We start from the raw sequence: 23,351 nt of genomic DNA, 5'->3' as shown, positions 1-23,351 counted from the left end.
CCTGCTGCCCCGAAAGCCGTCGGCCGTGCCCGAAAGCCCGCCGGTGGCGAGGGCCGGGCGCCGGAGGCGGGGACGGGCTCACATCGGGGGCACGATATTGCCCGAGGTGACCATGTCGATCAGGTCCTCCAGGCCACCGGTCATCTCCTGCCCGGCGAACGCCGAGCGGAGTTCCCGTTCCGACCTGATCGACTCCGCCGCGGAGGCCGGGTTGGAGATCAGGAACCCGTTGGGCAGCGGGCTGCCGGTCATGGCCTTCCAGACGTCCGACGCGAAGCTCGCGCAGTTGTACCCGCCGAGGTGGTACCTGGCGTCCGCCCTGGCGAAGGCCGCGTGGTAGCCGCTCAGCACCTCCTGGAGCCCGACAGAAACGCTCTTCTGCTCCTTGTCGCCACCGTGCGGGTCCGGGCAGAGGATCTCGCCCGGGACACTGGTGGCGCCGGCCATGGTCTTCGGGTAGAAGCCGAACTGTGTCGACTGGCCGAGCGGCGAGGTCAGCGAGAGCCAGACGTGACCCACCTCGCCGTTGCGGAAGTCCCGGCTCGTCCAGGACGCACCCGGATCGATCTTCACCGTGACGGTCCAGTTCCGAGCGTTCTGGGCCGAACTCCGCTTCTCCTTGCCGGAGTTCTTCTTCTCCTTCTCGGAGTTCTGCTCGGCCTCCATGGCCCGCCGGATCAGCGCACGCAGCGCGCGCAGATCCCGGTGGTACGGCAGTACGTTGTCCTGCTCGGCCGCGGCGGCGGAGGCGGAGGCGCTGTCCGACTCGGAGTCGGAGGAGTCGGACTCGAAGACGGAGCGGAGCTCCTGGGCGGCCGGGGCGGGCCCTCCGGGGCGGCCGTTGTCGGCCGGCATCCGCTGGACGGCCTGCGGGCGGCCGGACTGTTCCTCCTGCCCCAGCATCCGGGTCGCCACGGCATTGCCCGCGCGGTTCTGCCACGCCCGCATGTCGGCCTGGGGCGACCCGGTCCGCAGGAGGGGTGCCGTGGGCGGGGCGGTACGGGGCCGGGCCGACGCCCGCCCCCGGCCTTCCGCGGGGTTTCGCTGCTCATGGGCGTGCACGGGCGCTCACCTCTGTCGACGGCTGTGCGCGGGACGGCACACGCGGGCGGTCACTGGGCGACGCAGCACGGCCAGCGGTAGGGATCAGCCCCGGGCCGAGTGCGACCACGAACACGTTCAGTTGTCTCGGCCTCCTCGCTGCGGTTGCGCCTCCCCCACTCTCCTACGGCACGCACCCGCGTGGCAGAAGAGGCGGGAGGGCACTCCTGCCTGCCCTCCACCCCACGCGGCCCGTCCCGGAGGGCAAGGCGCCGCGGCGGGAGATCCGCACCCTCGCAAGCGCCCTGGCGTGCACGGGAGTACGACGGGACCGACCGGGAATGTGTGTCACGGACGCATCAGGGAGGCGGTCCGTGAGGCGTGGGTGGGCAGCCGTCTCTGCCCCGGGGGCTCCCAGAAGTGCCCGCGCGGTCCTTGTCACCGCCGCCCGGGGCCGGTTAGGCCGTAAGCACGCATGTCGACGCCGGACAGGAAGGGCCCATGCCCGCATACGAACGGGACCACTCGACCCCTCAGCGGAACGCCGTACAACGCTCGGCGCACTCCGCTGTCGCCCCGGTGCCGCCCCTCCTCGCCCTGCAACGCAAGGCCGGCAACGCCGCGGTGACGCGCACGGTCGAGGTGCAGCGCCGGGTCGAGCAGCAGTCGCACGAGCACGGCGCCGGGTGTGGTCACGACGACCCCGTGCAGGCCTCGACGGTGTACGACGTCATCAAGAAGCCGGGGGTTCCCGTGGACCCGGCGATCCGCGCCAAGGCGGAGCAGGGCATGGGGGTCTACCTCGGTGACGTGGAGGTGCACAAGGACGCGGCGGCGCGGCAGTCGGCGGCCGATCTCCAGGCCCACGCGTACACGACGGACCGGCATATCGTCGTCGGCGAGGGGGGCGACAACGAACACACGATGCTGCACGAACTGGCCCACGTGAAACAGCAGCGGAAGGGGTCCGTGCCGGGCACCGACAACGGCGGTGGCCTCTCGCTCTCCGACAAGGGCGACCCGAAGGAGGTCGAGGCGGAGGACTGGGCCCACCGCCTCAAGGGCAGCCCGGATCCGGTCCCGTACAACGACGAGCCGCTCAGCGACGATCCGGACGGGTTCTGAGGTATCCGAGGTACCCGCAACGGGTTCTGAGGTACCCGTACCGCACCCGTCGACCGGCAGCCGTCCGCGCCGCTGAGGGTTCCGGGGTGCCCCGCACCACGAGGCACCCACGAGGGCAGCAGGGCCTGCGCCTTCGGACGCTGCATCCTGCCCTGGGGCCTGCGACAGCACGGCAACACCTGCCGTAGCGTTGTCACATGAGTCTGTGGACCTCCCTGGAGCCCCCTTCGACGACCGTGGACCCGGGTGGGTCAGCCAGTGTGCGGCTACGGGTGCGCAATACCGGCGACGTCGTCGACGAGTACCGGTTCGTGCCTGTGGGTGACCTCTCCCCCTGGACGACCGTCGAACCGCAGACCATCCGCCTCTACCCGGGAACCACCGGGAGCGTGCAGCTGACCTTCGCTCCGCCCCGCACCCCCGACGCCACCGCCGGACCCACCCCCTACGGCGTCCAGATCATCCCGACCGAACACCCCCAGGCCACCACGGTCCCCGAGGGCAACGTCACCGTCACCCCCTTCACCGAAGTACGCGCCGAACTCGTCCCCCACACCGTCAAAGGCCGCTTCCGAGGACGCCCCCGCCTCGCCATCGACAACATCGGCAACGTCAAACTCACCGCCTCCGTCAACGGCACCGACAACAGCGACCAACTCTCCTACGACATCCACCCCGCCAACGTCCAGATCGAACCCGGCCGCGCCGCCTTCCTCAAAACCACCCTGAAGCCACGCCAGATCATCTGGGCCGGAGCAAAGCAGTCCCGCCCCTACAACCTCGCCATCCAACGCTCAGGCGCCGAACCCCTCCCCGTCCAGGGCACCTACATCCAACCCGGACTCCTCCCCCGCTGGCTCGGCGTCATCATCAGCATGCTCATCGCCCTCACCATCGCCCTCGTCATGGTCTGGATCGCCTACAAACCCTCCGTAGCCAGCCAAGCCACCGAACGCAGCGACGTCGGCAAATCCACCCTCGCCCCACCACCACCCGCACCCTCCGCACCCGCACCCCCCGACCCCGAACCGTCGAAAACAGCCGACGACAACGCCGGCAAGAACAGCGGCGGTGGCGGCGGCGGAGCCAAGAAGCCGCCACCGGACGACCCGCTCAAGAGCGTCATGCTGAGGAACGGGACGACCCATCTGTGTGCCGCCCCCGCCTTGGCCAACGGTTCCGCGGGCAGCCCCCTCGGCCAGTACAAGTGCGGGGACGACCCGGCCGGTGCCAATCAGGTGTGGAGCCTGGAAACGGTGTTCAAGGGCCAGGGCCCGAACAACTCCGACCTCGTCCAGATCCGCAACAACACCACCGGCTACTGCGTGGATCTGCCCGACAAGGGTGCGCAGTCGCACGGCCAGCATCTGTACGAGGGCGCCTGCACCCGGACGCTGGACGACAACCAGCTCTGGTACCTGGTGAAGCGGCCGAACACCGGTGGGCTCTACTGGATCCGCAACTACATCAGCAACGGCCTGTGCATGGACGTCTCCGGCTACGCCAACACGGGAGACGACATGAAGGAGGGCGACACGCTGGGCCTGTTCACGTGCAGTGACGACGACGACCAGATCTGGTACCTCACCAAGCCCGACCAGAACTGATCCCGGCTGACGGTCCCGGCTGACGATCCCGGGGTGCTCCGACCGCGAGGCACCCCGGGAGGGCAGCGGTGGCTGCGCCTTCGTACGCCGCATCCTGCCCTGGGGCCTGGGACAACGCGGCAACATCCGCCATAGCGTTGCGACATGAGTCTGTGGACCTCCCTGGAGCCCCCTTCGACAACCGTGGACCCGGGTGGTTCGGCCGGCGTGCGATTGCGGGTGCGCAATACCGGCGACGTCGTCGACGAGTACCGGTTCGTGCCTGTGGGTGACCTCTCCCCCTGGACGACCGTCGAACCGCAGACCATCCGCCTCTACCCGGGAACCACCGGGAGCGTGCAGCTGACCTTCGCTCCGCCCCGCACCCCCGACGCCACCGCCGGACCCACCCCCTACGGCGTCCAGATCATCCCGACCGAACACCCCCAGGCCACCACGGTCCCCGAGGGCAACGTCACCGTCACCCCCTTCACCGAAGTACGCGCCGAACTCGTCCCCCACACCGTCAAAGGCCGCTTCCGAGGACGCCCCCGCCTCGCCATCGACAACATCGGCAACGTCAAACTCACCGCCTCCGTCAACGGCACCGACAACAGCGACCAACTCTCCTACGACATCCACCCCGCCAACGTCCAGATCGAACCCGGCCGCGCCGCCTTCCTCAAAACCACCCTGAAGCCACGCCAGATCATCTGGGCCGGAGCAAAGCAGTCCCGCCCCTACAACCTCGCCATCCAACGCTCAGGCGCCGAACCCCTCCCCGTCCAGGGCACCTACATCCAACCCGGACTCCTCCCCCGCTGGCTCGGCGTCATCATCAGCATGCTCATCGCCCTCACCATCGCCCTCGTCATGGTCTGGATCGCCTACAAACCCTCCGTAGCCAGCCAAGCCACCGAACGCAGCGACGTCGGCAAATCCACCCTCGCCCCACCACCACCCGCACCCTCCGCACCCGCACCCCCCGACCCCGAACCGTCGAAAACAGCCGACGACAACGCCGGGAAGAACAGCGGCGGTGGCGGCGGCGGAGCCAAGAAGCCGCCACCGGACGACCCGCTCAAAGACGTCATGATCCGGAACACCACCTCGCAGAAGTGCGCCGCTCCCGCCCTGGCCAACGGTTCCGCGGGCAGCCCCCTCGGCCAGTACACCTGCGGCCTGGACCCCGCCGAGGTCAACCAGGTGTGGACCTTCGACACGGTGTTCAAGGGCCAGGGCCCGCACGGCTCGGACCTCGTCCAGATCCGTAACAACACCACCGGCTACTGCATGGATGCCCCCGCCAACGCCGCCACGGACAACGGCACACCGACGTTGCACGAGAACGCGTGTACCCGGTCCCACGACGGCAACCAGCTCTGGTACCTGGAGACACGGCCGGACAGCGGCGGGCTCAACTACTGGATCCGCAACTACTCCAGTAACTCCAAGTGCCTGAACGTCACCGGCTTCGCCAGCAAGGGCGAGGACATGGCGGAGGGCAAAGAGGTGTCCGCGTACCAGTGCAGTGACACCGACGACCAGGTATGGCGCCTCGTCAAGGCCGGTCAGAACTGACCCCGGCCGGCCCTCGCGGAACGAGGGCCGGCCGGGGCACCGTTCACCAGCCCACGTCGCCCGGGACCAGGCGGCCCGCCTTGCGGTACTCCCGGCGGGCACCGGCCAGCAGGTCGGCCGTGGCGACCGGCTCGCCGCGGCCCGCCGCCGTGTAGGCGGCGGTCACCACGGCGCTGCGGATGGAGCCGCCCGACAGCTCGAAGTCCCGTGCGCACGCGCTCGGATCGATGCTCTCGGCGCACGGCACATGGGCCAGGCTGTGCCGCCACAGGGCTAGCCGCTGCTCGGCGTCGGGGAAGGGGAAGTCGACCACCAGGTCCAGGCGCCGGGTGAAGGCGTCGTCGATGTTCGCCCGCAGGTTGGTGGTGAGCAGGGCGATGCCGTCGAAGGACTCCAGGCGCTGGAGCAGGTAGGCGCTCTCCATGTTGGCGTAGCGGTCGTGCGCGTCCTTGACCTCGGAGCGCTTGCCGAAGACGGCGTCGGCCTCGTCGAAGAGCAGCACGGCGTCCGTGCTGTCGGCCTCGGTGAAGATCCGCTCCAGGTTCTTCTGGGTCTCACCGACGTACTTGTCGACGACCGAGGAGAGCTGGACCACGTACAGGTCCAACCCCAGTTCCCCGGCGACGACTTCGGCGGAGAGCGTCTTGCCGGTGCCGGAATCCCCGGCGAACAGCGCCAGTACGCCGCGGCCCCGGCCGCCTCCGGCGCTGAGCCGCCAGTCGCCGAGGACCCGGTCGCGGTGCCGGGCGCGCAGGGCCAGTTCCCGCAGGTGGCCCAGGCGTTCCTCGGGCAGGACGAGATCGTCCCAGCCGACGGCGGGCCGGATCCGGCGGGCGTGCCGCTCCAGGCCGGAGGCGGACTGCTGCCGGGCGGCAAGCCGCACGTGGTCGGCGGTGAGCGCGGTCCCCTCGAACGCGGCCAGCTCCCGTGCCGTACGGGCGGCGCGGGCGATCCGGTCGCCGCCGAGGCGGTACGGGGCGACGGACGCGGCCAGGTCGAACCCCGGGTCCTCCTCCGTACCCAGACCGAGGGCGGCCGACCAGGTGTCCACCGCCCCCGACGCCGTCCGGGGCACGTCCAGCACCAGCGGATCGCTCTCGCACCACTGCGGGTCGTACGGACCCGTCCCGGCGAACAGCACCGGTACGTCCGGCACCGCCAGCGCCCGGATCAGCGGGCCCGTCCGCTCGGGCAGCGGAGACACGACGATCGCGCAGCCGCGCAGCCGGGCCTCGCGGAGCAGTTCCGGCACCGGGCCGTACGGGGAGGTGCCGTGCCGCTCGTCGGGGGCCGGCTCCGCGCCCTCGGCGCCCTCGGCGCGCCCCGGGCCGCGGGCGGGCGCGAGCTCGGGGGTGAAGTGCAGCGCCTCGCGGCCCGCCGCCCGCAGCACGGTGGCGGCGCACCGGAGTCCGTCGCCGTCCCGGCGCTCGCGCAGGTACACCGTGAGCGGGGTGGTGGCGAGGTGTTCGGCGAGCAGCGGCAGCGGTGACTCAGCCTGCGGCGCGTACGCCCCGTCGGCGTGGGTCTCCAGCGCGCGCACGTACCCGTCGAGCGCGGCGTCCGGGGCGTCGTCGCCGAGCAGATGGGCGGCCAGCCGGTCCGGTACGCGCAACGAGCGGCTGAGGAAGGGCCGTTCCGGCTCCTCCACGATCAGCAGGCCGAGCGCGGACAGGGGTGCCGTACGGCGGAAGCGGTCACGTGCCGCGGCCCGGGTCGGCGGCAGGCCGCACACGTCGAGTGCCAGCCCGACCGTGGCCCGTCGGCGGCTGACGTCGTCGTTCAGATACCCGTACAGCGGCTCGAAGCCGCGGTCGAGGTCCGGGGCGAGCGCGATGAGCAGCACATCGGTGTCCAGCGCGGTCAGCTGGAGGCTGCGGGCGAGCCGGTGCAGGCGGTCGTCCACCGCGGGGACCTCCGCCGCGCCCGCCCACTCCGACGGGCCGTCGGGGTGCCCGTGCGCGGCGTACCGGGGATCAGCGAACCGTCCCAGGTGGTGCTGTACGGCCTCGCCGGAGAGGTACAGGCCGCGCAGCGGGTCGGCCGCGGTGGGGTCGCCCTCGCTGCGCTCCTCGACCAGACCGGCCACCCGCTCGCGCAGCCGGGCCAGCCGGGCCAGCAGTACGCCCTCGGAGGCGTCGGGGCGCGCGTCGGCGCCGACGGGGGAGTCGACGGTCACCGGGGACCCGCTCCGAACCGGACCGGAGCGGCGGACGCGCGGACGCCGCCCGGGTCCGGCGCCTCCCACACCTTGTGGCGCTCCTGGTGCCCCCGCTCCTCGTCCTCCAGGGGACCGTCCATCTCGCGGGCCCGCACGACGGCGCCCTCGGTGACCGGCGGTCCGGCGTCGTAATCGGGGTACGCGGGGAACGGCACCGTGACAACGATGTCCAGTGAAGGTTTCAGTCCGCCGCCGAGAGCCGACCAGATTTCGGCCAGCGAGCGCGACTCCATCTGAATCCCGGAGATGGCCAGCGGCACGCTCAGGCCGAGTTCGGCGAGCGCGGCGGGCAGCTTCTCGGGCGGAATAAGTTCATGCGGCAGCAACGTTGCCAACGCCGCGGAGAGCAGCCGGTGTTCATCTTCCGGACGCTTGGTCCAGGCGGTGATGAGGTACGACAGCCGGAACCAGTGGGGCGGTTTCCTCCGGCGTACGACGACTCCGCGCTCGTCACGGACGTCGAGCAGTCCGCGCTCACGACGTCTGACGTCCTCGCGGATGTCGTAGAGGTAGACGTCGAAGGCGGGAGCGTTGCGCCGGGCCGCCCACTCGCGGGTCGGGGCCTCGAAAGCGATCTCGATGTCGGCGCCGGTCAGGGCGCCGCCCTTCAGCAACGTCCTGAGGAGTTCATCCACTTCGTGAATCACGAGATGTATCCCTCCCGCAGGGCATAAGCGACGGCGTGCGTGCGGTTGCGCAGCGCCAGGCGGGTGGTCAGACCTTGCATGATGTTTTTGACAGTCCGTTCCGAATACGAAAGTTTCTCGGCTATCTGCCCGGTGCCCATTCCGTCCGCCACCAGTCGCAGCACATCGGTCTCACGCGGTGTCAGGCCCGACGGCCGCACACCGGAGGCACCGACCGCGGTGGTCCGCAGGGTGCCGACCTGGTTGATGAGCCGCCCGAGCAGGTCGGAGGGCAGGTCGCCCTCCCGCCGGTAGGCCGCGACCACGGCCCGCAACAACCGCTGCGGAGTGGCCTCGTGCCGCCACACGATGGCCCCGACCCCGCATTCGAAGACGTCGAGCAATTCCGTCTCGCGGATCATGCTCACCACCAGAACGGCTTGCAGCCCGTCCTTGCGTACGAGGCGGCGCAGCCACGCGAGTGCGGCCGGGTCGGGGGACTCGGCGAGCAGCACGGCCACACCCTGCTCCGGGACTTCGGACTCCTCGACGAGTTCGACCACCGGGTGCTGCCGCAGTTGACTGATCATCCCCTCGCGCAATATCGGGTCCGGAGCGTGGACCACGACAGGAATCCGCTCGTCGGGTTCCAAGGGGATCGACCGTGAAGAGTCGTGCAATTTCTCTCCTCTGGAGCGAGGTCGTACGCCAGCCCGCTATAAGGATTCGGCGATCCGCATAGTCTCTGTCGTTCTGGTATTGACGGGAAAAAGATCCCCGGGCCCACAATCACGCCGGCAACTCAGTCTCTGGTTCCCTGTTGTACCACTTTGCCTCGGGGTGACTATTCGCGGTCCTGAGCTGCGGCGGGATCGGTCTGCCGACACAACTACCCTCCGGCCCGGAACCGTTGCCGAGTGCGATGGCGCCCATCTCCCGACGTCGCTGACCTGTTGCTTCCGTCCCGTTCGCAGGGCACCCGAAGTGACCTGCGCGGGCCGTGACTTCGAGTGGCGGGATCGGAGCATGTCCGGATCCCGAGACCCCGACGAGTCGTCGCGCGCCGGCGTCCCCCTTCGTCGGGCGGGCGCGTGAACTGGCGGAGATCGAGGCGCTCATGGACCGCGTGCTCGCGGACGGCGAGGCGGGCGGAGCGCCCGCGATGTGCCTGGTGCACGGGACGGGTGGCGTCGGCGGGACCGCGCTGATCCGGGCTGCGGCGGCACGGGCCGGCGCGCGGTTCGGTGACGGGCGGTTCGAGGTGAATCTGCACGGATTCTCCCCAACCGACGCGCCATCCGCACAGAAGCGAGGGAGCGCGGTCCGTACCGACGCGGCCCCGTCGGCAAAGAACGAGGCCGTCGCCCTGCTACGCGCGGTGGGGCAGGTGACGGAGACGGACGCGGTGGGGCAGGTGACGGAGGCGGACCTCACGCAGGCGAACCAGGTGACCGACCGTGTGCTCGCCGCGGCCGGCCGCTGGCTGCGACGGGGCTTGATCCCCCGGACGACACCCTGACCGGAAGGACTACGCCCCCGCCAGCAGTGGGTCGTAAGCGGTCGAACGTCGCCGTCCCGACATGAAGGACAGGAAGTCCTTCACGAACGCGCTGCGGGAGTACCCCGCGTCCGCGTCGGCCACCGTGCGCCCGAAGGCCGTCCGGAACAGGGCCCGGTACTCGTCCGCGTCGATGAACTCGTTGCCGTCCGCGTCGGTGACGTCGAAGAGCACTTCCGCGACCCTGATCAGCGCGGGCCCCGCCAGGGAGGGGACAGCGGCGGCGTACTCCTCCTTGCTGACGCGACCGTCACCGTCGGTGTCGAGGGCCGCCTGGAGTTCCTTCCACCACTCGGCGTACGCCTGGTAGAGCCTGGTCTCCGCCGGCTCGTCCAGATCGAGCCGCGAGGCCAACTCCCGCGCCATGGACGCCAGATCGGGCCACTCCAGATAGCCGTCGCCGGTCTGGTCCAGGACTTCGGTGAAGAACGCGTCGGCGCTGCGCTGCGGCCCGGGTCCCCCGGGAGGAGCGGGCTGCTCGGCGAACGGTGTGACCAGCCGGAACAGGGCACCGGCCTGCTTCATCCGGCCACGTAGCGCGGTGAGCGTCGCGGCGGGCGAGGCGTCGCCGTCCGAGGACTGGAAGAGCAGGTCGGTGAGGCTCTCGGTCCGGAGCCAGTTGTCGGGCAGGAAGCGTGCCAGGCCCGCGGCCACGTAGGCGCTCTGCATCAGCGTCCGGGCGCCGGGAACGTCGGGCAGCCCCGCCCGCCGGCGGAAGGACTCGGGCAGGGACGCCACCGTGATGGTGCCGATGACCGGGCCCGCGAGTGCGCGGCCCGCCGCCCATACGGTGGGCAGGCCGTCCAGCAGGGGCGGCGCCGGAAGATGGTCGAAGAGCCGGTAGAGGATGATGCGCAGCGCCTCCGTGTCCTCCAGCTCCTCCTCGACCATGCGGTCGTAGTACGGCCAGAACTCCGCCAGGGTGGGCGGCAGATGACCGGCCGCGTCCCCCAACACCGCCAGGAATGCCTGGTATTCGGCGTAGAGCTGCTCCATGGTGGTCTGGTCGAGCGGCTGCCCGCTCAGTCGGCACATGGTGACGGAACTCTCGAAGAGGGTCGCGACCACCCAGGCACGGACCCCGGGGTCCATCGCGTCGTAGGGCCGCTCCCGCGCGTCGGTACCGCTCAGCCGCGCGTGCATGCGGTTGAGCCGCGCCGCCTCCCGCTGCCGCACGTCGTCGTCGGGGCCGAACATGCGCTGCAGGCTCATCAGGGTGTTGCGCAGCCGTCGCCACGGGTGTGCGACGAACGTCGAGTTGTCGATCAGCGCCGCGCCGACCTGCGGGTGGGCTGCCTCCAGCACCGTGGCCCTGATCAAGGCAATGGCCCAGCGCGGGTCGTTGAAGAACCGGTGGAACTGCGAGTCGGGACCGAACAGGGAGCCGAGCCGCGGCGCATCGTGCATCGGCTGCGCGGGGTCGCTCGGGTGGTCGGTGGGTCCGGAACTCGTCGAACTGGGGTGGCTGCTGCCGGTGTCCGTCACGGGTGATGTTCTCCGTTCGCGTGCGGCGTCACACCGCCGAAGCGGCGATTGCGTTGCTGGTAGGCGTGCAGGCACTCCACGAAGTGCGACGCGCGGAAGTCGGGCCAGAGCACCGGAGGGAAGATCCACTCGGCGTAGGCCACCTGCCAGAGCATGAAGTTGGAGATCCGCTGTTCGCCGGAGGTGCGGATGACGAGATCCACGTCGGGGGTGTCCGAAAAGGGCAGGTGAGCGGCGAAGCGCTGCTCGTCGACGGCATCGGCGGACACCCCGCTGCGGATGAGGGACCGTGCCGCCTCGACGATGTCCTGGCGCCCGCCGTGGTCGAACGCCACGGTCAGCGTCATGCCCCGGTTCGTCCGGGTCAGGGTCATCAGGTCGGCGAAGTCCTGGGCCAGCGGCCCGGGGATCCTCGGGTCCGCCACGCCGAGGAACCGGCAGCGGATGCCACGGGCGTGCAGCAGCGGGGCGTGTTTGCGCACCACGCGGCGGACCAGGTGCATGAGGAAGTCGACCTCGCTGCTGGGGCGTTGCCAGTTCTCGGTGGAGAACGCGTACAGGCTCAGCCACTTCACTCCCGACGTGCGCGCCGTCTCGATGACGTCGATCGCTGTCGTCTCCGCGGCCCGGTGACCCGAGGTACGCGGGAGGGACCGCCGCGTCGCCCACCGGCCGTTCCCGTCCATCACACACGCGACATGGCGCGGCACGTCCCGGTTCCGGCCCTCACCGGCCGGGGCGCGCGCAGGGGCGGGGACGGACACCGCCCGCGCAGGGGCGGGGACGGACGCCGCAGCAGGAGCGCCGTCCGCTCGTTCAACCGTCATCCGTGCTCCCCCGGTTGCCGCAGCGCCACTCAGATCGACCCTCAGCAGAGTGCCGGGCCCCGGGCCGGCCCACATCGCGATCCGGGCAGGTTCACCCCCAGTACGGCAGTACGACTTTCACCTGATCCGCCGCGAGCCCCGGAGGGAGCGGGGAAGTCGTGCGGGGGCCCGGCGGAAGGGTGTGATGCCCGGGTCGGTGGGCGAAGTGTGGGTGCGGTCGTGGTGGACTGCGCGTACGGCGAACGGAGAGACAAGGTGGCGCGCGGCATGGCCGAGGACGGTAGGGACCAGGGGTATCTGCTCGACAACCAGCAGTCGGAGGCGGGCATCCGTTTCGGCGCGCTGGCCGAGCTGTTCGATCCGGGGACGTTCCGGCACATCGACCGGATCGGCATCACCGAGGGCATGCGGTGCTGGGAGGTCGGCGCCGGTGGTCCCTCCGTTCCCCTGGGTCTCGCCGAGCGGGTCGGGACCACGGGACACGTGGTCTGCACCGACATCGATGTGTCCTGGGCCCGGGACGCCGCCTCCGACACCGTCGAGGTCCTGCGCCACGACGTCGCGGCCGACCCTCCGCCCCCGGGCGGTTTCGACCTGGTGCACGCCCGGCTGGTCCTGGTGCACGTCGTCGACCGCTCCGAGGCACTGCGCCGCATGATCCAGGCGCTGCGACCCGGTGGTGTGCTGCTCCTGGAGGACGCCGATCCAGGCTTGCAGCCGCTGCTCTGCCCGGACGAGTCGGGCCCCGCACAGCGGCTGGCCAACCGCCTCCGGTCCGGGTTCCGCGAACTCATGGCGGAACGCGGCGCCGATCTCGCGTACGGCAGGACGCTGCCCCGACTGCTCCGCGAAGCAGGCCTGTACGACGTACGGGCGGACGCCTTCTTCCCGATCACCTCCCCGGCCTGCACGGTTCTTGAGGCAGCGACCGTGCGGCAGATCCGTGGCCGGCTCGTGGCGGCGGGGATCGCGACGGACTTGGACATCGATCTCCACCTGTCGAACGTCGCCAGCGGCCAACTCGACCTGGCGACATCCCCGATGATCTCCGCCTGGGGGCGTCGCCCGTAGCCGGTGGCGAGGTGACACCTCACCGTCTCAGCGGCCGGCGGTGGCCCGGAGAGGTGGATCGCTCCGGCCCGGACCACCGCCGTCCCGCCGGGCACCGCGAGTCGGGCTCACGCGGCAGCGCTCTCCCGCCGCTCGTCGGCAGCGGCCTCGAACTCCTCCGGGCGTCCCTTCCTGGGCAGCAGGAAGGTGATGGCCAGGAAGGCGGCCAGGAGGCATGCCTGGACCAGCAGCGCATGGTGGAAGCCGGTGGTGAAGTCGCCCGTCCGGGCACGGGCGAAGAACACGGAGCCGAAGACGGCGACCCCGATCGAGCCGCCGATGGACTGCACCGCCGACAGCACCCCGGACGCCGAGCCGATCTCGTCGTCGTCCACCGCGGCGAGGACGAAGCTGAACAGGGCGGCGATCACCATGCCCGCCCCGATCCCGCAGACGGCCACCCCGGGTGCCACGTCCCAGATGCTGAACGCCGGTCCGAGGTGGCCGAGTTCGTACCAGAGCAGGGCCGCGCCGCCGAGCTGGACGAGCGGGCCGATCTGGAGCACCGCGCGGCCGATCCGGTCCGCGAGTACGGCTCCGCTGACCGCGCCGCCGATCGCGGTGCCCACCGCCAGCGGCAGGTTGCCCAGCCCCGCGTCCCCGGCGGTGAAGTGCTGACCGATCTGCAGGTAGAGGGTCAGGACGAGCTGGGTGCCGACCAGCCCGCTGAAGAACAGCGCGATGCCGCCGAGCCCGACCGTGAACGCGGGCTTGCGCAGCAGGGCCGGGGTGACCAGCGGCTCGCGCCCCCGGGCTGCCGTACGGCGCTGCTGCACGGCGAAGAGCGCGAACCCGACGGCGGAGGCGGCCATGCAGAGCCAGGTCCACAGCGGCCAGCCGGCGTCCTGGCCCTGGTTCAGGGGCAGCACGAGCAGTGCACAGGAGACCGCCACCAGGACCGCGCCCACACCATCGACGATCACGGTGCGGTCGCCCGGCTTCCTGGGGACGAACCTCGCGGCGACGGCCAGGGCGGCGATGCCGATCGGCACGTTCACCAGGAACACCAGCCGCCAGCCGAGCCCGAAGAAGTCCCCCTGGATCAGGCCGCCGCCGAGCACCGGACCGACGATGCCGCCCAGCCCCAGGACCGGGCCGAAGATGCCGAAGACCTTGGCGAGTTCGGGGCCGGAGAAGTTCTCCCGCAGCAGGCCGAGACCCTGCGGGAGGAGCATCGCCCCGGCGACGCCCTGGAACAGCCGGAAGGCGATCAGCGACTCGATGTCCGGTGCGCCCGCGCAGAGCAGTGACGTGGCCGTGAACGAGGCCAGGCCGATGAGGAACATACGGCGCCGCCCGTACCGGTCACCGAGCCGGCCGCCCAGGATCAGCCCGGCGCCCAGCGTGAGGGCGTACCCGCCGATCACCCACTGCAGGCCGACGGAGGTCGCCCCGAGGGACTTCTCCAACGCGGGTCCGGCCACATTGACGATCGACGCGTCCAGCAGATCCATGATCTCCGCGACGAGCATCACCACGAGGATCAGCCACCGCCACCGGTAGGGCGGCGGTGCGGCCGGGTCGGCACTCATACTACCTCAGTTCATTGGTTACCAATATTCTTAGCAATATCGAGAGTATCCTGACCGGCATGGACGTCGAACCGCCTGCCTCCGGACCGCCTACCTCCGGACCGCCTGCCTCCGGTGCGGTGCCCCGCACGGACGGCGCGGGAGACATCCGTGACCAGCTGCGGCAGCTGACCCTGAGCCAACAGCGGTTCGAGCGGCACCTGGGCCGGGAGCTGCGGGTGGACCCGGCCGGGCTGGCGGTGATGGACCATCTCGTCACCGTCGGGCCGACCACACCCACCGACCTCGCCCGCCGCCTGGAGGCCTCGACCGCGGCGACCACGCTCGTCATCGACCGGCTGGTGGCCGCCGGTCACGTCAGCAGGCAGCCGCATCCCACCGACCGCCGCAAGGTGATCGTCACCCCCGCCGACCACTGGGAGGCGACCGCCTACCAGTACGTCTCCCCGCTCGTCGAGGGCGTCACCGCCGCAGCGGAGGCCCTGCCCCCGGGGGAACAGGCCACGGTCGCGGGCTTCCTGCGGAAGATCGTCGGCGTCTACGACGAGGCGACCCGCGTCTGATCCGGACGGCCGGACCCGGCCGGGGCGCGCCGCCCCGTACGGCCCGCGAGGTTTCGACAGGCGCGGAACGCTCATGGCGCTACCGTCGGGTCCACGGCCCGCCGGGCCGGAACGTCCCGCGAACAGCCCTGCGGAAGGAACCCGGCCCGATGAACCCCTTCGAGGAATTCCGCGCACTGCACCACGCCTCGCACCACGCAGGGCCCGGCGCGTCCCCCGAAGCCCCGCTCGTCCTGCCCAACGCGTGGGACCACGCCTCGGCCGCCGCCCTCGCCGCCGCCGGGTTCCGGGCCATCGGTACGACCAGCCTCGGCGTCGCGGCAGCCGCCGGGAAGGCCGACGCGACGGGCGGCACCCGTGCGGAGACCGTTCGGCTCGCCCGTGGCCTCGCCCGGCTGTCCGCGCTGATCAGCGTGGACATCGAAGGCGGCTTCAGCACGCACCCGGACGAAGTCGCCTCGCTGGCAGTCGAGTTGGCCGACGCCGGCGTGGTCGGCGTCAATATCGAGGACGGGCGGCCCGACGGTTCACTCACCGGCGTCGACCGGCAGTGCGAGCTGATCCGGGCCGTGAAGGACGCGGTGCCCGAGCTGTTCGTCAACGCCCGTACGGACACGTACTGGCTTCCCGGGCACACGGAGCAGACCACGCACCGGGCCGAGGCCTACCAACACGCGGGTGCGGACGGCCTGTTCGTCCCGGGCCTTCAGGACGCCCAGGCCATCTCCGCACTGACCGGGAACCTCCGGGTGCCGCTCAACATTCTCTTCTCGCCCGCAGGGCCCTCCGTGACGGAGCTGGCCGCGCTGGGCGTACGCCGGGTCAGCTGCGGTTCGCTGCTGTTCCGGGCCGCACTGCAGGCGGTCGTGCAGACCGCCGGAGCCGTCGCCACGGGCGCCGCCCTGCCCACCGGGATCCCCTCGTACACGGAGGCCCAGTCGCTCTCCACCCGCTTCGGGTGAACGCCCACCGGCCCCGCCCCCGAACCGCCCCCGCCCTCGCACCGCGCCGCCACGAACCCGCTACCGGCGGGCCCCGTCCGCCACGGGCAGCTCCAGTTCGAACCGCCCGATGCCCGCGGTCGTGACCATCCCCGCACGCTCGTAGAGAAGATGCGCACCGGTCAGGCTCTCGCTGTCGACGTCGAGCCCCACGGAGCCGGCCCCCCGCTCGGCGAAGAGCGCGAAGGACGCCAGCAGCAGCGCCCGGCCCAGACCGAGCCTCCGCGCCTCACGGCGCACACCCAACTGACCGACCTCACCGGCCACGTGGCCCTCGACCTCGCGCTCCCGGCAGAGCGCCGCGCCCACGATCCGTCCACGGCGTTCCGCGACGAGCCAGAGCGCCGGGTCGAAACCGTCGTGGAGCAGGTCACCGGCCCACTGGTCGTACGAGCGGCTCACCCGGCCCCAGTGGTCGCCGAACGCCTCCTCGACACACGCGTGCACCCGCCGCAGGTCCTCCGGGGTCCCGTCGCAGGCACGGAGGCCGACGCCGTCCGGCCACACGGGCGCGACCGGCGGTCCGCCCAGGGCCATCCGCATCCGGAGGTGGATCCGGGTCCTGCGGTACCCACGCGCGCGCAGCATCCGGTCGGCGGCCCCGTCGAGCAGCACGTGGTTGACCAGAGCCACGGGCGCGGCATCGCCGGCGGCCGGGACGCCCGGCGCCATCTCCGTGGCACGCGCCTCCATCCAGCGCAGCAGCGCCGTCCCGATACCGGCGCCGAGATGGGCGGGGTGGGTGTACGCGTCGGCGAAGATCCGGCCCCCGGCCGCCGCGGCGCTCAGCTCCGCGTACCCGCAGACCGCACCGCCCGGCCCGGTCACCACCCGCACGTCATCGGCCGTGTCCAACTGTGCCCACACATGCCGGAATTCGTCGTCGGTCCGGGCCGCTGCCGTGGGATCGTGCGACCGGGCCGCCTCGTTCACCGCGTGGACCACGGCCGGAAGTTCTGATTCCTTCGGAGCACGTATCGCGTATCCGGCGTGCATGGGGAGTCTCCTCGCTGATCGGCCGTGCCACGAAATTGCGGCACATATCCGCAGGTGCGCCCAGGGCTTCGGGACACACCCCCGGAGCGGCTGGATATACCTACGCCGGAACATATATGCGGGAAAGTCCTCACTGAACTCCTTTTCCCCGTAAGGCCCTTCACGCGGGACATCGACCGAGGTCAGAAGAGGCTTCCCGAGCAAAGCACGGACAGGGCGGACGGAACGCGGGGCACGGCGAGAGCGTGGCCGCGCACTCCCTGTCGCCGCGCAAGAGAATTCCCCTCACGGCCCGCGAGCTAAAAGAACACAGTTCAGGTATTAACGGAAGGCGGGTTCCCGGGCGCTCTCGTATGCTGACCGAGTCATGTCATCAGAGGAATTCCTCCGGGCCCGCAGGCCGGAACAGAAGCAGCAGCGGCGCGAGACCATTCTCTCGGCCGCCCGCGGGCTTGCACAGGAGCACGGCGTGCGAAAGGTGACGCTGGGCAGCGTCGCCGAGGTCGTGGGCCTCGCCAAGTCCAATGTCATCCGGTACTTCGGGACCCGGGAAGAGATCTTCCTGGTGCTCACCGCCGAAGGCTGGCAGGAGTGGCGGGAAGCGGTGACCGTACGGCTGGACGCGGGCGAGGACGCCGTCGGCGCGCTCGCCGGGACACTCGCCGGGCGACCGCTCTTCTGCGACCTGCTCAGCCTGACCGCGACCATCCTGGAACACAACATCTCGCTCGACGCGGCACGCGCCTACAAGCACACCGCGCTCGCCAGCGTCGCCGCACTCGGCGCCCGGGTCTCCCGCGCCCACCCCGAGCTGACCGAACGCGAGGCGGTCGACCTCGTCTCGACGGCAGGGGCACTGGCCGGAACGCTCTACCCGATGGCGACGCCGCCGCCCGTACTGGCCGAGCTGTACGCCCTGGAGCCCGAACTGGCCGCGGCCCGCCCGTCGCTGCTGCCGACGCTCACCCGGATGCTCTCCGCGCTGGCCGTCGGTCTGCCCGCGCTGCGCTGACACCCCGCACGGCGCCGACACCCGAACGCCACGGCCTTGTTGGCTCCGCGCGGTGGTGCGGGAAGAGATGCGATCACTCCGAACGCCTCTCCCCGTCCCCGGAAGGACCCGCGTGAGTACAGCCCGTCGCAGCGCCGTGGCCGCACTGGCCGCCGCCGCCCTCGCCGGCCCGCTCCTGCCGACCCCCACCGCCAACGCACGCCCCGCACCCGCCACGTCCGGACCGGCGCATCCGGGAACGGACCACGCGAAGGAAGCCGCGCAGCTCTCCCGGGAGCTGGTGCGGATGTCGTCCGCCGAGGACGCGTACCGGCATCTGCGGAAGCTCCAGTCCATAGCCGACGCGAACCACTCCACCCGCGCCGCCGGAACGCCCGGCCACGAGGCATCCGCGCAGTACGTCCACGACACCCTGCGGAAGGCCGGGTACCGGGTCTCGTACCAGACCTTCGGCATCACCTACATCGAGACGCGGGCCGAGAAGCTCTCCGTCGTCACGCCCGGAGCTCCCGCGCGCAAGGCGACCGTGTCGGCCATGTCGTACACGAAGTCCACCCCGGTGGGCGGCATCGAGGCCGCGCTCGCCGCCGTACCGCTCGACGCCACCACGGGCTGCGAGGCGGCCGACTACGCAGCCGGGGCGTTCACCGGGAAGATCGCGCTGATCCGCCGCGGCGGCTGCACCTTCACCGTGAAGCAGGCAGCGGCGGCCGGCGCGGGCGCGGTGGCCGCGCTCATCTACAACGACACCGGGGGCGAGCTCTCCGGCACCCTCGGATCCGCCGCGGGCGCGAAGATCCCGACCGGCGGGCTCTCCGGGGCCGACGGGACGGCCCTCGCCGCCGACGCCGCGAAGGGCGCGACCGTCTCCCTGGAGATCCGCCAGCTCCAGGAACCGCGCACCACCCGCAACGTCGTCGCCGAGACACCGGGCGGCGACCCGGCGCACACCGTGATGCTCGGCGCCCACCTCGACTCGGTCACCGCGGGCCCCGGCATCAACGACGACGGCTCGGGTTCGGCCGGTCTCATCGAGGTCGCCCAGCAACTCGCCAGAACCCACCGGCCCCTCGCCGACAAGGTGCGCTTCGCCTGGTGGTCGGGGGAGGAACTGGGGCTGCTCGGCTCGGGCGCGTACGTGAAGGGGCTCACCGCCCCGCAGAAGAAGCAGATCGCGCTCTACCTCAACTTCGACATGATCGCCTCGCCGAACTACGCCCAACTCGTGTACGACAGCACCGCCCCGGCGCCCACCGGCACGGCCCCGGCCCCGGTCCCCGCGGGTACGGACCGCCTGACGAAGGGCATCACCTCCTTCCTGGACCGCAGGCACGTGCCGCACGAGGCCACGGCCTTCGACGGCCGTTCCGACTACGGGCCGTTCATGGCGGCGGGCATCCCCTCCGGCGGCAGCTACACCGGCGCCGAGGAGCTCAAAACGGCCGCCCAGGCCGAGAAGTTCGGCGGAACGGCGGGGGTCGCGCTCGACGCCTGCTACCACGCGGCGTGCGACACCCTGAAGAACATCGACATGACGGCGTTCGACCTCAACATCGACGTCATCGCCGACGCCGTGGGGACGTACGCCTACACCGCCGGCCCATCGGCCCGGCCGTAGACCGACCGTCCCGGACCTACCGGAGGTAAGAGTTCCGCTCGCGACCCTTCCCTTCCCGGCATATTTCTGCCGTTTTGTGGTGCTGCGCCATGGCTGCGCCCGGTGCTGCTTCCCCGGTAGGCTTTCCGTGTGATCTTCAAGCGCATCGGAAGCGGACGGCCGTACCCCGACCACGGCCGGGAATCCACCCGCCAGTGGGCGGACGTCGCCCCGCGCCCGGTCCGGCTGGACCAACTCGTGACCACCAAGGGGCAGCTGGACCTCGAAACGCTGCTCGCGGAGGACTCCACCTTCTACGGGGACCTGTTCGCGCACGTGGTGAAGTGGCAGGGCGACCTCTACCTGGAGGACGGGCTGCACCGCGCCGTACGGGCCGCACTCCAGCAGAGACAGGTACTGCACGCCCGCGTGCTCGACCTGGGCTGACGACTGGTCCTTTCGGGGCCTTTTTTGCCCATCCGGCGGTCATCAGATGATCGGTTAGTTCGCATCGTCTCCGCGCCGCACTACGCTGCGCTCATGAGCATGCTCACACCCCCCGGCATGGGCGGAAAGTATCGCATCACGGGCGACAAGTACCCCCGGATGCACCGCCCCCGACGGTATGGCCGTCTCGTCTTCGGGGCGGTGGCCGCAGTCGTCGCCCTGGGCCTGATCGGCTGGGGATCGGTGCAGCTCATCGACGTCTTCACCGGCAGCTCCAGCAAGGCGTCGGCCGCCGGTCAGCAGCACGACTGCAAGGTCGCGGGCTCCCCCGCGCCCGCGCCGCCGAGGTCCCTGCCGAAACCCGCGAAGATCAAGGTCAACGTCTACAACGCGACCCCGCGCGGCGGGCTCGCCAAGACCACCGCCGACGAACTCAAGAAGCGCGGCTTCACCATCGGCAAGGTGGGCAACGCCCCGGCCGCCTACGACAAGAAGATCGCGGGCAAGGCCGTGCTGCTGGGCGCCGCCACGACCTCGCCCGGTTCGTTCGCCGTCCTCGGTACGCAGCTCAAGGGCGCCCAGGAGAAGACCGACGCCCGCAAGACAGGCGACGTCGACCTGATCATCGGCACCGGTTTCACGTCCCTGGACGCCAAGAAGGACGCCGCCAAGGCGATGACCACACTGGCCCATCCCCTCCCGGCGCCCTCCGGAAAGTGCTGACGCCCCGCACCGGGCGGCCGTAGCGAGCATCCTCGCGACGGCGCCCGGCAGGCGCCCTGCGGCTACTCGGCCGACCCGTACATCCGGTCGCCCGCGTCGCCGAGCCCCGGCACGATGTAGCCCTGCTCGTTGAGCCGCTCGTCGACCGCGGCGGTGACCACCGTGACCGGCGTACCGGCCAGTTCGCGCTCCATGACCTCGACGCCCTCCGGCGCCGCGAGCAGCACCACGGCGGTGACGTCGTCCGCGCCGCGCTCGATCAGCTCACGGATCGCGGCGACCAGCGTGCCGCCGGTGGCCAGCATCGGGTCCAGCACGTACACCTGACGGCCCGAGAGGTCGTCAGGCATCCGGCTCGCGTACGTGGACGCCTTCAGCGTCTCCTCGTCGCGGACCATCCCGAGGAAGCCCACCTCGGCGGTCGGCAGCAGCCGCACCATGCCTTCGAGCATCCCGAGGCCCGCCCGCAGGATCGGCACCACCAGGGGACGGGGGTAGGAGAGCTTCACGCCCGTCGTCGCCGTGACCGGCGTGTCGATGTCGACCTGCTCGGTCCGCACGTCGCGGGTGGCCTCGTACGCGAGCAGGGTGACCAGCTCGTCGGCGAGCCGCCGGAAGGTCGCGGAATCGGTGCGCTTGTCACGCAACGTGGTGAGTTTGTGCGCCACCAGCGGGTGGTCGACGACATGGATACGCATACGACAACGGTAACCGGGCCCCGAACCGCCCCGCGCTGGCATCACCCGCCCGGTTCAGGGGAAGGTGGGGGCGTACGAAGGTGGTGTTCCATGCCCGAGCCGGAGAACGAGGGCGCGCCCGAGTGCGGGAGCGCCCAGGAGACCGCCGCCGACCGCCGGCGGCGCCGCGCGCAGTTCCTCCGTGAGCTGAACGAGGCGAAGGAGCTACGCGACCGCGTACAGCCCAGGCGCGCCAAGGTCGCGAGGATGCGACAGGCCATGCGTATGCGCACCTTCCGCTGGTAGCCGCGCACCGGGGTTTTACCGCCGATGGCCTACCAAGGTTTTACCGGGTTCAGGAAGCAACACGCAGACCTGAGGCCGAAGACCTCTCGCGGAGCGCATGTTTCTGCCACGATTCCCACTGGGCGGGGCACAGCGCGCCCTTTCGAGAGACACCCCTTAGACCAGTGGGAGAGTCACGGTGTACTTCGCCGCACTGCTCGCGCGCACCGAAGACGGGTGGGAAGCGAGCGACACGGAACTCGACGACGTGGAAACCCTCAGTGATCTGACCGACCTCGCCCGGGAAGCCTCGGGGGACGAGGACACCGTCCTCGTCTTCATCGAGCAGGAAGGCGCCTGGTTCGGCGTCGTCCGGGTCGACGGAGAGGAAGATCCGCGGATCTACGTCTCGGACGCCGCAGCCGCCAGCCGTTCCTCGTACGGGGAGATCCTTCTCACCGACGAGCTGCTCGGCCGGGATCCTCAGGACCCGGACGCCCTGGAAGAACTAGCCGATCTCGACGGTACGGAGGACGGTGAGCACGCGGAGGAAGAGGACGACCCGGCCGACGAGAGCGAAGCCGTACCGCCGGGACCGCTGGGGGACATCACGATCCTTGCCGATCTCGGAGTGGCCGAGGAGGACCTGCTGATGCTCGGTACGGACGCACTCGCCGACATCGCCGAAGCCCTGGGCGCCGCCGATGTCCTGGAGACTGTCCGGTAGCCGGACCACCCGGTGGCCGGAACTCCGACGGCGGACGTTCCCGGCCACCGGACCCACCGGACGGACTCCCGGACGAACGAGCAGATGAACGATCCCGTACGTGACCCCTGGGCCGAGCCGATGCGGCTGGCCCTGGCCGAGGCCGCACGCGCGGCGCGGGCCGGCGACGTGCCGGTCGGCGCCGTCGTGCTGTCCGCGGACGGCACGCCGTTCGCGGCCGGCCACAACGAACGCGAGGCGACGGGCGACCCGACCGCGCACGCCGAGATCCTCGCGATCCGCCGGGCCGCCGCGGCGCTCGGCGAGTGGCGGCTGACCGGCTGCACGCTGGTGGTCACGCTGGAGCCCTGCACGATGTGCGCGGGCGCGATCGTCCAGTCCCGGGTGGACCGGGTGGTCTTCGGGGCGCTCGACGAGAAGGCGGGCGCCGCGGGTTCGCTCTGGGACGTCGTACGGGACCGACGGCTCAACCACCGGCCCGAAGTCATCACCGGGGTCCTCGCGGACGCGTGCTCGGCGCAGCTGACTTCCTTCTTCAGGGACCGCTGACCGGCCCCCAGGGTGGCCGCGGGACAGCCGTCGGCGACCACCTCTCCGGGGCCGATTTCGGAGCACGGCCGACCTTGGGCTAAGC

At 71.1% G+C, this 23,351-nt stretch carries 23 protein-coding genes; 14 read left to right on the top strand and 9 right to left on the bottom strand.

Going from position 1 to position 23,351, the window contains the following annotated elements; genetic code table 11:
- Positions 1-78: 78 nt before the first annotated feature.
- Complete coding sequence (locus OG709_RS19040; RefSeq protein ID WP_266641704.1) at positions 79-1,062, bottom strand: hypothetical protein; 984 nt, start codon at positions 1,060-1,062, stop codon at positions 79-81.
- Positions 1,063-1,542: 480 nt separating this feature from the next.
- On the opposite strand from OG709_RS19040, the gene OG709_RS19035 reads away from it, so the two are divergent.
- The 3 genes from OG709_RS19035 to OG709_RS19025 all read left to right on the top strand — a co-directional run bounded on the left by OG709_RS19035 (position 1,543) and on the right by OG709_RS19025 (position 5,333).
- Positions 1,543-2,166 carry an eCIS core domain-containing protein gene (locus OG709_RS19035; RefSeq protein WP_329167092.1) on the top strand — a complete coding sequence of 208 codons (624 nt, stop codon included), beginning with the start codon at positions 1,543-1,545 and terminating at the stop codon, positions 2,164-2,166.
- A 197-nt stretch (positions 2,167-2,363) separates the two neighbouring features.
- Entirely contained in the window at positions 2,364-3,773 is a 1,410-nt protein-coding gene (locus tag OG709_RS19030) for an RICIN domain-containing protein (protein ID WP_266641707.1), read from the top strand.
- A gap of 144 nt (positions 3,774-3,917) precedes the next feature.
- The gene (locus tag OG709_RS19025) at positions 3,918-5,333 is read left to right on the top strand and encodes an RICIN domain-containing protein (RefSeq protein WP_326694359.1); all 1,416 of its coding nucleotides are present in this window, start codon (positions 3,918-3,920) and stop codon (positions 5,331-5,333) included.
- Positions 5,334-5,376: 43 nt separating this feature from the next.
- On the opposite strand, the gene OG709_RS19020 is transcribed toward OG709_RS19025, so the two are convergent.
- Genes OG709_RS19020 through OG709_RS19010 form a run of 3 tightly spaced genes read right to left on the bottom strand, consistent with a single transcriptional unit; the run spans position 5,377 to position 8,830 of the window.
- Positions 5,377-7,509: an ATP-binding protein gene (locus OG709_RS19020; protein WP_326694360.1), complete on the bottom strand. Its 2,133-nt coding sequence runs from the start codon at positions 7,507-7,509 to the stop codon at positions 5,377-5,379.
- The gene (locus OG709_RS19015; protein ID WP_250302219.1) at positions 7,506-8,198 is read right to left on the bottom strand and encodes a DUF4255 domain-containing protein; all 693 of its coding nucleotides are present in this window, start codon (positions 8,196-8,198) and stop codon (positions 7,506-7,508) included. The genes OG709_RS19020 and OG709_RS19015 overlap by 4 nt, the downstream gene beginning before the upstream one ends.
- A complete protein-coding gene (locus OG709_RS19010; protein ID WP_442815283.1) occupies positions 8,195-8,830 on the bottom strand; it encodes a response regulator transcription factor in 636 nt (211 codons plus the stop codon). The genes OG709_RS19015 and OG709_RS19010 overlap by 4 nt, the downstream gene beginning before the upstream one ends.
- 347 nt (positions 8,831-9,177) lie before the next feature.
- Between OG709_RS19010 and OG709_RS19005 the strand changes: the two genes are divergently transcribed.
- Positions 9,178-9,696: an AAA family ATPase gene (locus OG709_RS19005; RefSeq protein WP_326694361.1), complete on the top strand. Its 519-nt coding sequence runs from the start codon at positions 9,178-9,180 to the stop codon at positions 9,694-9,696.
- Between the two features lie 9 nt (positions 9,697-9,705).
- On the opposite strand, the gene OG709_RS19000 is transcribed toward OG709_RS19005, so the two are convergent.
- Both OG709_RS19000 and uppS read right to left on the bottom strand, forming a co-directional pair.
- Positions 9,706-11,142, bottom strand: coding sequence for an oxygenase MpaB family protein (locus OG709_RS19000; protein ID WP_329169142.1), 1,437 nt, complete (start codon positions 11,140-11,142; stop codon positions 9,706-9,708).
- 74 nt (positions 11,143-11,216) lie between these two features.
- Entirely contained in the window at positions 11,217-12,047 is an 831-nt protein-coding gene (gene uppS / locus OG709_RS18995; protein ID WP_329167088.1) for a polyprenyl diphosphate synthase, read from the bottom strand.
- Between the two features lie 267 nt (positions 12,048-12,314).
- On the opposite strand from uppS, the gene OG709_RS18990 reads away from it, so the two are divergent.
- On the top strand, positions 12,315-13,118 hold the full coding sequence (locus OG709_RS18990) for a class I SAM-dependent methyltransferase (protein ID WP_329167086.1): 804 nt from the start codon (positions 12,315-12,317) through the stop codon (positions 13,116-13,118).
- Positions 13,119-13,225: 107 nt separating this feature from the next.
- Here OG709_RS18990 and OG709_RS18985 read toward each other — a convergent pair whose 3' ends face one another.
- Positions 13,226-14,689, bottom strand: coding sequence for an MFS transporter (locus tag OG709_RS18985; protein ID WP_329167084.1), 1,464 nt, complete (start codon positions 14,687-14,689; stop codon positions 13,226-13,228).
- A 59-nt stretch (positions 14,690-14,748) separates the two neighbouring features.
- Here OG709_RS18985 and OG709_RS18980 point away from each other — a divergent pair, with 59 nt between their 5' ends.
- Positions 14,749-15,252 (top strand): MarR family winged helix-turn-helix transcriptional regulator, encoded by a 504-nt coding sequence (locus tag OG709_RS18980; RefSeq protein ID WP_329167082.1) that lies wholly within the window; start codon positions 14,749-14,751, stop codon positions 15,250-15,252.
- 149 nt (positions 15,253-15,401) lie between these two features.
- Complete coding sequence (locus tag OG709_RS18975) at positions 15,402-16,214, top strand: isocitrate lyase/PEP mutase family protein (protein ID WP_329167080.1); 813 nt, start codon at positions 15,402-15,404, stop codon at positions 16,212-16,214.
- A gap of 60 nt (positions 16,215-16,274) precedes the next feature.
- Here OG709_RS18975 and OG709_RS18970 read toward each other — a convergent pair whose 3' ends face one another.
- Positions 16,275-17,249: a GNAT family N-acetyltransferase gene (locus OG709_RS18970; protein ID WP_329167078.1), complete on the bottom strand. Its 975-nt coding sequence runs from the start codon at positions 17,247-17,249 to the stop codon at positions 16,275-16,277.
- Between the two features lie 367 nt (positions 17,250-17,616).
- Between OG709_RS18970 and OG709_RS18965 the strand changes: the two genes are divergently transcribed.
- The 4 genes from OG709_RS18965 to OG709_RS18950 all read left to right on the top strand — a co-directional run bounded on the left by OG709_RS18965 (position 17,617) and on the right by OG709_RS18950 (position 21,028).
- Positions 17,617-18,261: a TetR/AcrR family transcriptional regulator gene (locus OG709_RS18965; protein ID WP_250302227.1), complete on the top strand. Its 645-nt coding sequence runs from the start codon at positions 17,617-17,619 to the stop codon at positions 18,259-18,261.
- A 112-nt stretch (positions 18,262-18,373) separates the two neighbouring features.
- A complete protein-coding gene (locus OG709_RS18960) occupies positions 18,374-19,879 on the top strand; it encodes a M20/M25/M40 family metallo-hydrolase (protein WP_329167076.1) in 1,506 nt (501 codons plus the stop codon).
- 129 nt (positions 19,880-20,008) lie between these two features.
- Positions 20,009-20,305: a type II toxin-antitoxin system VapB family antitoxin gene (locus OG709_RS18955; RefSeq protein WP_250302229.1), complete on the top strand. Its 297-nt coding sequence runs from the start codon at positions 20,009-20,011 to the stop codon at positions 20,303-20,305.
- Positions 20,306-20,398: 93 nt separating this feature from the next.
- A complete protein-coding gene (locus OG709_RS18950) occupies positions 20,399-21,028 on the top strand; it encodes a LytR C-terminal domain-containing protein (RefSeq protein ID WP_326694365.1) in 630 nt (209 codons plus the stop codon).
- A 62-nt stretch (positions 21,029-21,090) separates the two neighbouring features.
- Here the strand turns inward: OG709_RS18950 and upp are convergent, their stop codons facing one another.
- Positions 21,091-21,726 carry a uracil phosphoribosyltransferase gene (gene upp / locus OG709_RS18945; RefSeq protein WP_250302231.1) on the bottom strand — a complete coding sequence of 212 codons (636 nt, stop codon included), beginning with the start codon at positions 21,724-21,726 and terminating at the stop codon, positions 21,091-21,093.
- A 90-nt stretch (positions 21,727-21,816) separates the two neighbouring features.
- Between upp and OG709_RS18940 the strand changes: the two genes are divergently transcribed.
- The 3 genes from OG709_RS18940 (at position 21,817) to tadA (ending at position 23,266) form a co-directional block, all read left to right on the top strand.
- Entirely contained in the window at positions 21,817-22,011 is a 195-nt protein-coding gene (locus OG709_RS18940) for a hypothetical protein (RefSeq protein ID WP_250302232.1), read from the top strand.
- A 178-nt stretch (positions 22,012-22,189) separates the two neighbouring features.
- Positions 22,190-22,717, top strand: coding sequence for a tRNA adenosine deaminase-associated protein (locus OG709_RS18935; RefSeq protein ID WP_250302233.1), 528 nt, complete (start codon positions 22,190-22,192; stop codon positions 22,715-22,717).
- An 84-nt stretch (positions 22,718-22,801) separates the two neighbouring features.
- A complete protein-coding gene (tadA, locus tag OG709_RS18930; protein WP_250302234.1) occupies positions 22,802-23,266 on the top strand; it encodes a tRNA adenosine(34) deaminase TadA in 465 nt (154 codons plus the stop codon).
- Positions 23,267-23,351 lie beyond the last annotated feature (85 nt).

The sequence above is a fragment of the Streptomyces sp. NBC_01267 genome (genome assembly GCF_036241575.1).
GTDB lineage: Bacteria > Actinomycetota > Actinomycetes > Streptomycetales > Streptomycetaceae > Streptomyces.
The sequence above is the reverse complement of the archived record's forward strand: the minus strand, read 5'-3'. Positions and strand labels throughout refer to the sequence as shown.